The organism is Alcaligenes nematophilus (assembly GCF_026344155.1).
In the GTDB taxonomy this organism is placed as follows: domain Bacteria; phylum Pseudomonadota; class Gammaproteobacteria; order Burkholderiales; family Burkholderiaceae_B; genus Alcaligenes; species Alcaligenes phenolicus.
The window spans coordinates 37,310-50,174 of sequence record NZ_JAPKMZ010000003.1 but is presented as its reverse complement, the minus strand read 5'-3'; the positions used below and the strand labels follow the sequence as shown (position 1 = coordinate 50,174).

The 12,865-nt window shown below is 56.5% G+C and carries 10 protein-coding genes; 9 read left to right on the top strand and 1 reads right to left on the bottom strand.

Features of this window, described 5'->3' with window-relative positions:
- The first annotated feature begins 42 nt into the window (after window positions 1–42).
- The 4 genes from OSH04_RS08975 (at window position 43) to OSH04_RS08960 (ending at window position 2,997) form a co-directional block, all read left to right on the top strand.
- Window positions 43–234, top strand: coding sequence for a DUF3460 family protein (locus OSH04_RS08975; RefSeq protein WP_009458738.1), 192 nt, complete (start codon window positions 43–45; stop codon window positions 232–234).
- A gap of 45 nt (window positions 235–279) precedes the next feature.
- On the top strand, window positions 280–1,122 hold the full coding sequence (locus tag OSH04_RS08970) for a segregation and condensation protein A (protein WP_009458739.1): 843 nt from the start codon (window positions 280–282) through the stop codon (window positions 1,120–1,122).
- Between the two features lie 11 nt (window positions 1,123–1,133).
- Entirely contained in the window at window positions 1,134–1,982 is an 849-nt protein-coding gene (gene panC / locus OSH04_RS08965; protein ID WP_266108293.1) for a pantoate--beta-alanine ligase, read from the top strand.
- 739 nt (window positions 1,983–2,721) lie between these two features.
- Complete coding sequence (locus OSH04_RS08960) at window positions 2,722–2,997, top strand: response regulator transcription factor (protein ID WP_035270375.1); 276 nt, start codon at window positions 2,722–2,724, stop codon at window positions 2,995–2,997.
- Between the two features lies 1 nt (window position 2,998).
- Here the strand turns inward: OSH04_RS08960 and OSH04_RS08955 are convergent, their stop codons facing one another.
- Window positions 2,999–3,637: a hypothetical protein gene (locus tag OSH04_RS08955; RefSeq protein ID WP_009458742.1), complete on the bottom strand. Its 639-nt coding sequence runs from the start codon at window positions 3,635–3,637 to the stop codon at window positions 2,999–3,001.
- A 134-nt stretch (window positions 3,638–3,771) separates the two neighbouring features.
- Between OSH04_RS08955 and coaE the strand changes: the two genes are divergently transcribed.
- From coaE to OSH04_RS08930, 5 genes are all read left to right on the top strand, one after another.
- Entirely contained in the window at window positions 3,772–4,374 is a 603-nt protein-coding gene (gene coaE / locus OSH04_RS08950; protein ID WP_009458744.1) for a dephospho-CoA kinase, read from the top strand.
- A gap of 50 nt (window positions 4,375–4,424) precedes the next feature.
- Window positions 4,425–5,180 carry a cell division protein ZapD gene (zapD, locus tag OSH04_RS08945; protein ID WP_026484449.1) on the top strand — a complete coding sequence of 252 codons (756 nt, stop codon included), beginning with the start codon at window positions 4,425–4,427 and terminating at the stop codon, window positions 5,178–5,180.
- 222 nt (window positions 5,181–5,402) lie between these two features.
- Window positions 5,403–6,674 (top strand): efflux RND transporter periplasmic adaptor subunit, encoded by a 1,272-nt coding sequence (locus OSH04_RS08940; RefSeq protein ID WP_035270381.1) that lies wholly within the window; start codon window positions 5,403–5,405, stop codon window positions 6,672–6,674.
- A gap of 3 nt (window positions 6,675–6,677) precedes the next feature.
- Complete coding sequence (locus tag OSH04_RS08935; protein WP_026484447.1) at window positions 6,678–9,764, top strand: multidrug efflux RND transporter permease subunit; 3,087 nt, start codon at window positions 6,678–6,680, stop codon at window positions 9,762–9,764.
- Window positions 9,761–12,865: an efflux RND transporter permease subunit gene (locus OSH04_RS08930; protein ID WP_035270387.1), complete on the top strand. Its 3,105-nt coding sequence runs from the start codon at window positions 9,761–9,763 to the stop codon at window positions 12,863–12,865. The genes OSH04_RS08935 and OSH04_RS08930 overlap by 4 nt, the downstream gene beginning before the upstream one ends.

Here is a 12,865-nt window from a genome sequence, read left to right as displayed (position 1 = left end):
CAAACTTTTCTGTTATCCAATTTATTTAGGCGTACAGGTATTATGGCAAAGAATTTCGAATCCGAAATTACCCAGTTTCTTAAACAGTATAAAGAGCAGAACGCGGATACCGAAGCACGGCAGCGTGAAGGCCGTTATCGTCTGTGGGACAAGCAGATTGACCAGGAACTGCAAGACGGTTACAAGGCTGCTCGCACGCCTCAGAAACCTTACGTGTACTACGAAAACAACTAAATCTGTACACCTGCGCCTGTGACTGAGATCGCACAGCAGACTGTTGTGGATACGCCAGCTCCTCAGCCCGAGGATGTGCTGGCGCGTCTTTATGGTGAGCCGCTGTTTGCGATCCCTCAGGATCTGTATATTCCGCCTGATGCGCTGGAAGTATTTCTGGACGCCTTTGAAGGCCCGCTGGATCTGTTGCTGTATCTGATCCGCAAGCAGAACTTCAATGTGCTGGATATTCCGATGGCCCAGGTCACCGGGCAGTATCTGGCCTATGTGGAGCAGATCCGCGCCACCAATCTGGAGCTGGCGGGGGAGTATCTCTTGATGGCCGCGCTGCTGATCGAGATTAAATCCCGCATGTTGCTGCCAGTGCGGCGCGCTGACACGGGCGAAGAGGTGGATGATCCGCGTGCCGAGCTTGTACGCCGGCTGCTGGAATACGAGCGCATGAAGGAAGGCGCGCGTCGTCTGGACGAGCTACCCTTGATGGGGCGCGACTATCTGCTGGCCAATGCCCAGGCCGAACTGGTTATTGAGGCCATTCCGCCGGAAGTGAATGCGGATGATTTGCGCGAGGCCTGGCTGGGCATCTTGAAGCGTGCCAAGCTCAATGCCAGTCACAAGATTACGCGTGAGCAGTTGTCGGTGCGGGATCACATGAGCCAGATTCTGCGACGTTTGCAGCATGTGCGCTTCATGGAGTTTACAGAGCTGTTTAATGAACGCCTGGATCAGGGTGATCCGGCGGCGGTGCTTGTCGTGCATTTTCTGGCGATGCTGGAATTGGCACGAGAGTCACTGCTTGAAATCACGCAGGCCGAGCCCTACGCTCCTATTTATTTGCGCCTGACTTATATTCGAGCGCAGGCCGATGGGCCTGATCTTATTCCGTAGCGGAGAATTTTTTGAAAGTCGTCCATAACATCCAAGAACTGCGCGATCAGCTCCAGGGCCAGACACGCGTGGCATTTGTTCCAACCATGGGGAATCTGCATCGAGCTCACCTGGACTTGATGAAGTTGGCTCGTCAGCATGGCGATCCGGTGGTGGCCAGTATTTTTGTGAACCGCCTGCAGTTTGGCCCTAACGAGGATTTTGATCGTTACCCGCGCACTTTGCAGGAAGATGCGGCCAAGATGGAGCAGGAGCGCGATGTGTATGTTTTGTTTGCTCCTTCGGAGCGCGAGATGTACCCCGAGCCACAGAGTTTTCGCGTCAGCCCGCCTGATCATTTGGGTCGCATTCTGGAAGGCCACTTCCGTCCCGACTTCTTTGAAGGCGTGTGTACGGTTGTGTTGAAGCTGTTTTCCTGTGTGCAGCCGCGTGTGGCCGTGTTCGGGAAGAAGGATTATCAGCAGTTGATGGTGGTGCGTCAGATGGTGCGCCAGTTCCAGTTGCCGGTAGAGATTCTGGCTCATGAGACGGTGCGGGAAGAGGATGGCTTGGCCATGTCTTCGCGTAATCGCTATTTGAGTCCGGAGGAACGCTCCCAGGCTCCGCAGATTTATTACGCACTGCAGGAAATGAATGAGCGTTTGCAGCAAGGTCAAAGCCGCGAGGAGATCGAGGCTTACGCGACTAAGAGGATGACGGATCTGGGCTGGAAGGTGGACTATATGGCCTTGCGTCGTCAGTCGGATTTGCTGGAACCGACGCCAGAGCAAATTGCAGCTGGTGAACCGTTGGTGGCATTGGCCGCTGCCAAATTGGGCGCGACGCGTTTGATCGACAACCTGGAAATGATTAAAGCCTGATTTCTTGTGTTGTTTGGTGAGAAAAGCACAGTTTTTACTGTGCTTTTTTTATATCTGCGTGGTTTATTTTTGCAGTCTTTGTCTTTGTCTGGTTCTTTGATTGGGGTTGTGGCAGTTCAGGCCCATTCATGCCAGGGAGGGACTCAGTAAGACGCCACTCTGACGCGCAGCTCTGGGGGGCGGCTGACTACTTGCCGGTGCTGCGCACCGGTGCCCTTGTCGAGAGATAGCTACGGGCGCACCCTGAACTCACCCGGTACTTGGTCCCCCGGACCAAGTACAAGCGTCGGGTTCAAACAGCAGGGTGCTTGCATCCCTGCGCTATCTCCCGCCGGCGGCAAGCAGTCTGAATCGCCGCCCCCCAGAGCTGCGCGTCAGAGTGGCTCATGGCCGTGAATGCTCATCTCTGCTGGCAGTTTATGGGGCCGGGTTTGTTGTGTTGCGTTGTGGTGAGGTGGGGTGAGGTGTTTGAGCGATCCGGGGGGGGGGACCCAGGTGATTGTTGTGTTTCTTGGGGGGATGAGGCTGTAGCTTTGTCTGCGTTTATCCCCAATTTGAGGCGTAAAAAGATAGTTGTCCGACGCATTGAAAACCGTGTATCTATATTAGTCCTGTGACAAAAACATCCCGTACAAGTTAACAGTCGCGTAGTCCCTGCCTAAAATGACAAACTCTGTCTATGGTTGATTTTTCACATCGCAGGCGGCCTGTTCGCCTGGTACAGATATACGAGACTGACATGGTATTGAATAGTCATTTGCCCGCCTCTGTGCTGTTTGAAAGTCTGACTCCGCGCGAGCGCGACGTGCTGTCTTATATCGCCATCGGCAAGGCGAACAAGGTGATTGCGGCTGAATTGGCGATTTCCCAGCGTACGGTGGAGGCGCATCGGGCACGCGTTTTTCAGAAGTTACGCGTGCGCAATGCGGTTGAATTGACCCGCTTTGTATTTAGCGAGCCGGGTTTGCGCGATGTGCTGCCGCCCAGCCTGGTGGGCAGCCTGTCTATGCCTTAGATTAGCGGCAGGCGGGAGTGGCCTGGCCGTCCAGCTCGCTGATCGGGTCGATGTCGGCTTGGCGAGTCAGGTGGCTCTCCAGCGTAGGGCGTTGCTGGTTAAAGGTGTGAATGCGCAGTACGTTGTTGTTCACAAAGCTCAGATCGGCCAAGGTCGAGTCGTTGTTGGCCAGCAAAGCGATGCGGGTAGGCTGTGTGCCGATAGGTACCCAGCAGCCGCTCATGCGGTGTTCTTCGCCAGCACCCAGCGGGGTGGCACGCAAGCGCCATTGGCCAGCAGGAGCCAGGGTTACGCTGATTTTGTAGGGCTCACATGCGCCGCCTTGTGGTGGGCAGGACAGGGTGCCCAGAAAGGTTTTGGGCTCGGCCAGCTCTGGAACGCTACGGTCGACCATGGCGGCAGGTTGCTGGGCGCGGGCCGGTGTAATGGCGTGCAGGCCTTCCTGGTTACCGAAGCCTAAATTGATTTGCGAGGGGGCACGGGCGGTGCCGCTACCTTGCGCTTGGCGCAGGGCGTCTTTCTGGGTGGAGTCACGACCTTCGTTGGGGGTAGGCTGAACGGGTGCCTGGGCACATGCTGCCAGCAAAACGACCGAAAGCAAGGTAAGGGAACGCAGGGGGGAAATCTTGGTGAAAGACATGGCGGGCTTCCGTGGACTGGTTGATAGCTGAATTCTACGCTAGACCTGGGGCGGCGGGACAGTATCAGGTCTATTCAGGGTAGGAGGATTGGCGCGGGTACGTTACAGTTTTGTTTTTTATCCGTGGATTGCGCATGCTGACAATTGGGCTGACCGGTGGAATTGGTTCGGGCAAAAGCCAGGTGGCCAATTTTTTTGCCTCTTGGGGGGCGGCTGTCGTGGATACGGATGTCATCGCGCATGAGTTGACCGCACCCGGTGGTCTGGCCATTGAGCCGATTCGCGCTGCCTTTGGGGCACAGGCCTTGGCCGCGGATGGTTCCATGGACCGGGATTGGATGCGGGCCTGTGTATTTGCCGATCCTGATGCCCGTCATCGGCTCGAGGCGATCATTCATCCCCTGATTTGGAACGTAACAAAAGCACAGACCTTGAAAGCGCAAGGATGTTATCTTGTTGTGGTTGTACCCTTGCTGGTGGAATCAGGACGATGGCGAGACCGTGTGGACCGGATTTGCGTTGTAGATTGTGATGAAGCGACCCAGATCGAGCGTGTTCAAAAGCGCAACGGGCTGGCAGTGGCCACAATTGAACGTATCATGGCAGCACAGGCGCAACGTCAGCAGCGCCTTGATGTGGCCGACGACGTGGTTCTGAATGACGGGCAGACGACTTTGCCCCTGTTGGAAGAGCGGGCGCGAGCCGTACACCAACGCTGGTGTGCCTTGACTGCCTGACAACACGACGTGTCTGACCCTCCAGTCGACAGAAAAAGGTTTTTAAACGCGTGACTCTATACGAATACCCCTGCAATGAGCGTGTCCGGGCTTTACTGAGAGTCGAATACTTGTTCGATAGGCTGTTTCATTTTTCGGCCAACCAGGATGCGTACTCGCATCAGATCGCTGTAGCGACTTTGTTTGATTTACTGGACATCTCGGATCGAACCGATTTGCGTTCTGCTGTTCTTCAAGACCTGGAGCGTCAACGCGTGGCGCTGGCTGCGCTGCGTGAACACCCCGGTGTTCAGCTGCAGGCGCTGGACAAGATGATTGAACAAATTGTGCGCGCTTCTGCTGACCTCTCGGCCCAGGGACGGGTGGGGCAGGGCCTGCGTGAAAATGAATGGTTAGCCAGTTTGCGGGGCCGGGTTGCTGTGCCCGGTGGTACGTCGCAGGTGGACATGCCTTCTTATTATTCCTGGCAACAGCGCCCCGATGCCGATCGTGTCCAGGATTTGCGCCGTTGGTCCGAGTCTTTCCTGCCACTGTATCAAGGTCTGGCCTTGATTTTGCGCTTGCTGCGTCAGTCGGGTGACTCGGCAGACCAACTGGCCCGTGACGGTTCCTATCAAGAAATGCTGGCAGGCAAGACCTTCCAGTTGCTGCGGGTGTGGGTGGACGCCGGTGCGTGCATCTATCCGGAAATGAGCGCTAACCGCTACGTCATCTGGATACGCTTTGTGCAGCAAGATAATCAATTGAAACCGCAGGCCGTGACGGGGGATATCCCCTTCAGGCTGGCCCGTTGCAACTTCGGCTGAAAACGCTGTTCATATAAGGTTCAGACTGCCGCTTTTATACTTGCTGTGCCAGCGTGGTCTAGCAGGGATGCGGTTTTGTCAGCGCTTGTATCTCTTTATCGTTTGAAACTAATTGCTATCGTGTTTTGGCTGCATAATGCGTGTCGCCGTCACGATCGGTAGTGCTTAAACGCTTATTTAGACCGTGCATAGAGACAATCAAGTTTTAGCCGGGGAGTATTCATGTCGGAGTTGAACACAGGCAGAGGTCGGCGGTCCCGATCCTTCTATGTCTGGGTGGTGGTGGGGCTGCTGGTGACAGCAGGCCTCGTTTATTACGCCCTGTCTTCCCCTTCCAGTACGTCCACTCCCATGCGCGGGCCTCGCGGCATGATGGGGGCGACTAAAGTCCCGGTGCAGGTGGCCACGGTCAAGGAAGGCCTGATCGACCAAACGGTCAATGCGATTGCCACGGTCAAACCTTTGCAAACAGTCGCCGTGCGCGGTGAAGTTGATGGTGTGCTCGAACGCATCCACTTCAAGGACGGCCAACGTGTAAAGGCCGGCGATTTGCTGGCCGAGATTGATCCGCGTACCTATCAGGTGCAACTGGATCAGGCGCGTGGCCAATTGGCGCAGAATCAGGCTCAGCTCAAAGGGGCGCAGCAGGAACTGGCCCGCCACCGCGTCCTGTTTCAACAGAATTCTATTGCTCGCCAGGCCTTGGAAACCAAGGAAACGGCCGTTCAGCAACTGCAGGCACAGATCAAATCCAATCAAGCAGAGGTGGCCCGTGCGCAGGTCCAGCTGGATCGCACTCGTATTACGGCGCCTTTGGATGGTCGCCTGGGTTTGCGCAAGCTGGACCAGGGCAATCTGGTGTCTGCCGGTAGTACCGATGGGATTGTCGTCATTACCCAGACGGATCCCATAGGCGTGGAGTTCTCCTTGCCGCAGAATCAATTGAGCAGCCTGCTGGAGGCCATGAAACAAAGCGAATCGCCTTTGCGGGTGTCCCTGATCGACAGCAAGGGTCAGCTCTTGTCGGACAAGGGCCGTTTGCAGGCACTGGATAACCAGATCGACATCAATACCGGCACGCTGAAAGTGAAGGCCGAATTTGATAATGCCGATGAAACCTTGTTTGCTAATCAGTTTGTCAATTCCCGTGTCTTTTTGGGCCAGGAACAAGGCTTGCTGATCCCATCGCACGCTGTGCAACGGGGGTCGGTGGGCACGTATGTGTACACCCTGGATGCCGAGGACAAGGTCCATATCCAGGTGGTGGAATTGGGTACGGCCACGCTGGAATTGACCTTGATTAAAACCGGCCTGAAAGAGGGCGATCGTGTGGTGGTTGAAGGGACTGACCGTTTGCGTGAAGGCTCGGAGGTCGAGGTCATGCAGCAAGATGGTCAGGCCAAGGAAAAGCCTGCGCCCGATGATGCCGCCGACAAGCCAGAGCAAGGCAAACGTCCGGGTGAGGGTCGCCGTCCACGTCCTGCAAGCGAGTAAGCCGTGAGCATGTCGCGTATCTTTATCCTGCGCCCGGTGGCTACCACCTTGGCGATGGTGGCCTTGCTGGTGTCCGGCTTGCTGGCCTATCGCATGTTGCCCGTAGCCGCTTTGCCGCAGGTGGATTACCCCACTATTCAGGTGGTCACGCTCTATCCGGGCGCTAGCCCGGATGTAGTGGCGGCCTTGATCACTTCACCGCTGGAGCGGCGTTTCGGCAGCATGTCGGGCCTGTCGCAGATGATTTCGTCCAGTTCAGGCGGGGCATCGCGCATTACCTTGCAGTTTGATTTGGGCTTGCCCCTGGATGTGGCCGAGCAAGAGGTGCAGGCGGCGATTAATGCCGCCTCCAATATGCTGCCCAATGATTTGCCTGCACCGCCTATCTATAACAAGGTCAATCCGGCTGATACCCCGGTTATTTCTTTGGCGGTGACTTCCCCCAATATGCCCCTGCACGAGGTGCGCGACCTGATTGATGTGCGGGTCGCACAAAAGCTCTCGCAGGTGACGGGTGTCGGACTGGTCAGCATTGCGGGTGGTCAGGAACCAGCCATGCGCATTCAGGCTGATCCCAACGCCTTGGCCGTCCGCAATCTGACCTTAAGTCACCTGCGGCAGGCGGTGGTCGCGGCCAACGTGAACCAACCCAAAGGCAATCTGGATGGGCCTCAGCGTTCCACCAGCATCGGTGCCAATGAACAACTGAAAACGGTACAGGATTATGAAAATCTGATCGTCAGCTACAAGGACGGTGCTGCCGTGCGTCTGGGCGAACTGGCCAAGGTGGTGCGGGATGCACAGGATGTGCGTCAGGCCGCCTGGATGGGGACTGTGCCTGCGATCTTGCTGAATATTCAGCGTCAGCCTGGCGCCAACGTCATTGATGTAGTGGACCAGATTCAAAGCCTGCTGCCCGAGATACGCCGTTCCTTGCCGGTCGGTGTGGATGTGGAAGTCGCCACGGACCGCACCCAGACCATTCGGGACTCGGTTGACCATGTGCAAAAGGAAATGATGCTGGCCATTGTGCTGGTGGTGCTGGTGACTTTTGTGTTCCTGCGCACCTGGACGGCTACGCTGATTCCCAGCGTTGTCGTGCCTATCTCCCTGATCGCCACCTTTGCCATCATGCTGATGTGGGGATTCAGTATTAATAACCTGACCCTGATGGCCTTGACGGTTGCCACCGGCTTTGTGGTTGATGATGCGATCGTGATGATCGAGAACATCGCCCGCTATATCGAAAAGGGCGAAACCGCCTTGCAGGCCGCCTTGAAGGGCGCGGCGCAAATTGGCTTTACCCTGCTGTCACTGACCATCTCCCTGATCGCCGTGCTGATTCCGCTGCTGTTCATGAGTGATGTCATCGGCCGTTTGTTCCGTGAGTTTGCCATTACCCTGGCCGTCGCCATCCTGCTGTCCCTGTTCATTTCGCTGACGCTCACGCCCATGATGTGTGCGCGTATGCTCAAGCCCGAGGACGAGCGCCAGTATGGCCGTTTCACGACCTGGTTGGGCGATCAGATGGACCGCATCATTGCGGCTTACGACCGTGGCCTGATTGTGGTGCTGCGCCACCAGACGCTGACCTTGTGGGTAGCTCTGGGCACAGTGGTGTTGACGGGCCTGCTGTACGTGATCGTCCCCAAAGGCTTTTTCCCGCAACAGGATACCGGCCTGATTCAGGCGATTACCCAAGGACCGCAAACCGCGTCGTTCCGCGCAATGGGGAATTTGCAGCAGCAAGCCGTTGCGATTGTGCTGGAAGATCCGGATGTGGAAGCCGTCACGTCCTTTATCGGGGTAGATGGCACGAACGCCACCTTGAACAATGGCCGTCTGCAAATTGCTTTGAAGCCCATTGGTTCAGGCCGGGCCAGCGCCAATGAAATCATGGCCAGGCTCGATGAGCGTCTGAAAGATATTCCCGGTTTGTCGGTTTACCAACAGTCCATTCAGGAGCTGACGGTAGACGATCAGATCAGCCGTAATGTGTACCAGATGGCCTTGTCGGACCCGGAAACAGAGGTGCTGACGACCTGGATGCCGCGTTGGCTGGATGCCGTCAACGCCTTGCCGCAGATTAAAGATGCATCCATGAGCCTGCAAAACGATGGCCTGCAAGTGCTGCTGGATATAGACCGGGATGCGGCAGCCCGTGTGGGCGTGACCAAGGCAAATATCGATGATGCACTGTACGACGCGTTCGGACAGCGTTTGATTTCCACGATCTACACGCAGTCTGCCCAGTACCGCGTCGTGCTGGAGGTAAAGGATCAATATCGCCAAGGCCCGCAGGATCTGGAAAATATTCATGTAATGACAGCGGCAGGTACACCTGTGCCGATTACTTCCCTGGCGCGCATTCAGTTGGTTCCCACAACGCTATCAGTAGAGCGCTTGGGACAGTTCCCGTCCGTGAACGTGTCCTTTGACCTGGCTGATGGCTATTCCTTGTCCGACGCCATTGAAGCCATTGAAACCGTGCCCGACCAGATCGGGATGCCCTCCTCGGTGGATACCCGTTACCTGGGTGCCGCCAAGGCCTTCCATGCCTCTTTGTCCAGCACACTGTGGCTGATGTTGGCCGCCGTGCTGACCATGTACATCGTGCTGGGTGTTTTGTACGAAAGCTATATCCATCCCATCACTATTTTGTCGACCCTGCCTTCGGCTGCCATCGGGGCGTTGCTTGCCTTGCTGTTGGCCGGGCGGGATCTGGATATGGTGGGGGTGATCGGGATCATCCTGCTGATTGGTATCGTGAAAAAGAACGCCATCATGATGATCGACTTCGCCCTGGAGGCGCAGCGCGAGCAGGGCATGAAACCACAAGAGGCCATTCATCAAGCCGCCTTGCTGCGTTTCCGCCCCATTTTGATGACGACTCTGGCGGCCTTGTTCAGTGCCATCCCTTTGATGCTGGCCACCGGCTCTGGCGCAGAGCTGCGTCAACCCTTGGGACTGGTCATGGTGGGCGGTCTCTTGGCTAGCCAAGTGCTGACCCTGTTCACGACTCCCGTGATCTATCTGTTTTTTGACCGCTTTACCCGTAATGGCGCCAAGTCGGTACGCGAGTCGACATGAAACGCTTGTTAGGGCTGTTTATCTTCCGGCCAGTGGGCTCCAGCCTGCTGGCACTGGCGATGGTCTTGGTGGGCGCATTGGCCTTGCGGCTCTTGCCCGTGGCGTCTTTGCCGGAAATGGATTTTCCGGTGATTGCGATTTCGGCCAATTTGCCCGGTGCCAGCCCTGAAACCATGGCTTCCAGTGTGGCCACGCCACTGGAGCAGGCTTTAGGTTCTATTGCCGGGGTGTCGGAAATGAGCTCTCGCAGCAGCGAGGGTTCCACCCAGATCATGCTGGTATTTGAACTGGACCGAGATATTGAAGGGGCTGCACGCGATGTGCAGGCCGCTATCAACCAGGCCCGGCCCATGTTGCCTTCGGGCATGTCCAGCGTGCCCACCTACGAGAAGGTCAACCCGTCGTCCATGCCTATCATGGTGCTGGCGCTGACCTCGCAGACGGCCAACAAGGCCCAGCTGTTTGATATGGCCAGCGGCATTGTGCAGCAGAAGCTGGCACAGATTCCGGGCGTGGGTTCGGTAGACGTGGGCGGTGGCTCCTTGCCAGCGGTACGGGTGGGATTGAATCCCAAGGCATTGGCCTCGGCTGGCATTGCGCTGGACGATGTGCGTTCGGTGATCAATAACGCCAACAGTTTGCGTCCTAATGGCTACCTGGAAAGTGAGCAGGGCCAGTGGCAGATCAACTCGGGCAAGCAGTACAACCAGGCACGGTTTTTTGACCCCTTGATTCTGAAGAATCAGGACGGGCAGGTTATCCGTTTGGGAGATGTGGCCAAGGTCGAGGACTCTGTTGAGAACATTCACAGCATGGGTTACTGGAATAACCAGGAAGCGGTGCTGTTGATTGTGCGTCGTCAGGCGGGCGCCAATATTATCGAGACGGTCAATACCATTCGTGAACGCCTGGCTGGTATCGAGGAAATGCTGCCCAGCCAGGCGCAATTGACAGTGGCTCAGGATCGTACGCCCAGTATTCGCGCCACGCTGGAAGAGGCTCAACTGACACTGATTATTGCGGTGGCCCTGGTGGTGCTGGTGGTCCTGCTGTTCCTGCGAAACTGGCGCGCTGCTTTAATTCCGGCCATTGCCGTCCCGGCGTCCTTGATCAGTACCTTTGCCTTCATGCATTTGTTCGGCTTTACGCTGAACACCATTTCCCTGATGGCTCTGATTGTCGCTACTGGTTTTGTGGTGGATGACGCCATCGTGGTGCTGGAAAGCATTATGCGTTACCTGGAAAAAGGCTTGTCCCCCATGCGGGCGGCCTTGCGCGGGACGCGGGAGGTGGGCTTTACCGTCACGGCCATGAGTTTGTCGTTAGTGGCCGTGTTCATTCCCTTGTGGTTGATCGGGGGGCTGGCGGGGCGCTTGTTCATGGAGTTTGCCGTCACCTTGTGTACCGCCGTGCTGGTGTCCCTGGTGATCTCCTTGATGCTGACTCCCATGATGTCATCGCGCCTGCTGCGTCCTGGGCCGCAAGAGCATGAGTCCACCAACCCTATCAGCCGCTTTTTGGGCTGGATAGGCAGCGTCAGCTGGCGTGGCTACCGTCGTTCATTGGGGTGGGCGCTCAAGCACCATCGACTGATGTTGTTCTCCTTGTTCGTCACAATTGGCCTGAATGTGTACCTCTACGCCGTAGTGCCCAAGGGGCTGTTCCCACAGCAGGATACTGGCCAGTTGATGGGTTTTTTCCGAGTCGACCGGGGGACCTCTTTCCAGTCCATGGTGCCCAAGCTGGAATACTTCCGTTCCATCCTGAATCAGGACCCGGACATTCGTTCGGTGGCCGTGTTTGCCGGTGGCCGCAGTGGCAGCACCTCGTCCTTTATTCTGGTTGAGCTCAAACCTATGGACGAGCGCAAGGCCAGCACGACGGATATTGTGAATCGTCTGCGCGAGCCTTTATCTACCACGCCGGGGGCGCGCATGTTCATGGTGCCGCAGCAGGATATTCCGGTCGGTAGCGGGGGCGGTGGGCGCAGTGGCTCTTACGACTATTCCTTGCTGGGCAGTGATCTGGAGCTGTTGAAAACCTGGTTGCCCAAGGTTCAGCAAGCCATGGCCGAATTGCCAGAGCTGGTGGACGTGGACACTGGCACGGACGATAAGGCCGGTCTGGTCCAGCTGGAAATTGACCGCGATATGGCCACGCGCCTGGGCATTGATATGTCCATGGTGGCGGGGACCTTGAATAACTCCTTTTCCCAGCGTCAGGTTTCCACGATTTTTGGCCGCTTGAACCAGTATTACGTAGTCATGGAAGTGGAGCCGCGTTTTGCGCAGGATCTGGAGTCCCTGAAGGAAATCGAGGTTGTTGCCAAAGACGGCACCCGCGTTCCTTTGTCTGCCTTTACACGCTTTACGACCGGCACCGCGCCGCGCAGCATTAACCATATGGGCTTGCTGGTGGCCGAGTCTGTGTCCTTCGGTTTGGCCGAAGGCGTCACCCTCAGTCAGGCAACGGCGGCCATTGAGCAGGCCATGGCTCGTATTCAGCTTCCTACACGCGAGATCCAGGCCGGGTTTGAAGGTAATACGGCGCAGATGCTCGATGCCCTGGCCAAGCAACCCATGATGTTCCTGGCTGCTTTGGTGGCTTTGTATATCGTGCTGGGGATGTTGTACGAGAGCTATATGCACCCGCTCACCATTCTGTCCACTTTGCCTTCGGCTGGGATTGGAGCATTGCTGGCCCTGATGATGACCAGTGGCGAGTTCAACCTGATTGCCATGATCGGGGTGTTCTTGCTGATTGGTATCGTCAAGAAGAACGCCATCATGATGGTGGATTACGCCTTGCAAATGGAGCGTGAGCGCGGCATGGGTTCGCGTGAAGCTATTTACGAAGCCTGCCTGGTGCGATTCCGCCCCATCATGATGACGACCTTGTCCGCCATTTTTGGTGCTATTCCTTTGATTCTGGCATCCGGGCCGGGCGTGGAAATGCGCCAGCCCTTGGGCGTCACCATTGTGGGTGGTTTGGTGCTCAGTCAAATCCTGACCTTGTACACCACGCCGGTGGTTTATCTTTATCTGGATCGTTTGCGCCATCGCTTCATGCGCCGCAAGAACCAGACAACTTTGAATATATAA

Coding starts and splice junctions, on each gene's coding strand:
- OSH04_RS08975 (WP_009458738.1), top strand. CDS start 43: ATGGCAAAGAATTTCGAATCCGAAATTACCCAGTTTCTTAAACAGTAT.
- OSH04_RS08960 (WP_035270375.1), top strand. CDS start 2,722: ATGGTATTGAATAGTCATTTGCCCGCCTCTGTGCTGTTTGAAAGTCTG.
- OSH04_RS08955 (WP_009458742.1), bottom strand. CDS start 3,637: ATGTCTTTCACCAAGATTTCCCCCCTGCGTTCCCTTACCTTGCTTTCG.
- coaE (WP_009458744.1), top strand. CDS start 3,772: ATGCTGACAATTGGGCTGACCGGTGGAATTGGTTCGGGCAAAAGCCAG.
- OSH04_RS08940 (WP_035270381.1), top strand. CDS start 5,403: ATGTCGGAGTTGAACACAGGCAGAGGTCGGCGGTCCCGATCCTTCTAT.
- OSH04_RS08930 (WP_035270387.1), top strand. CDS start 9,761: ATGAAACGCTTGTTAGGGCTGTTTATCTTCCGGCCAGTGGGCTCCAGC.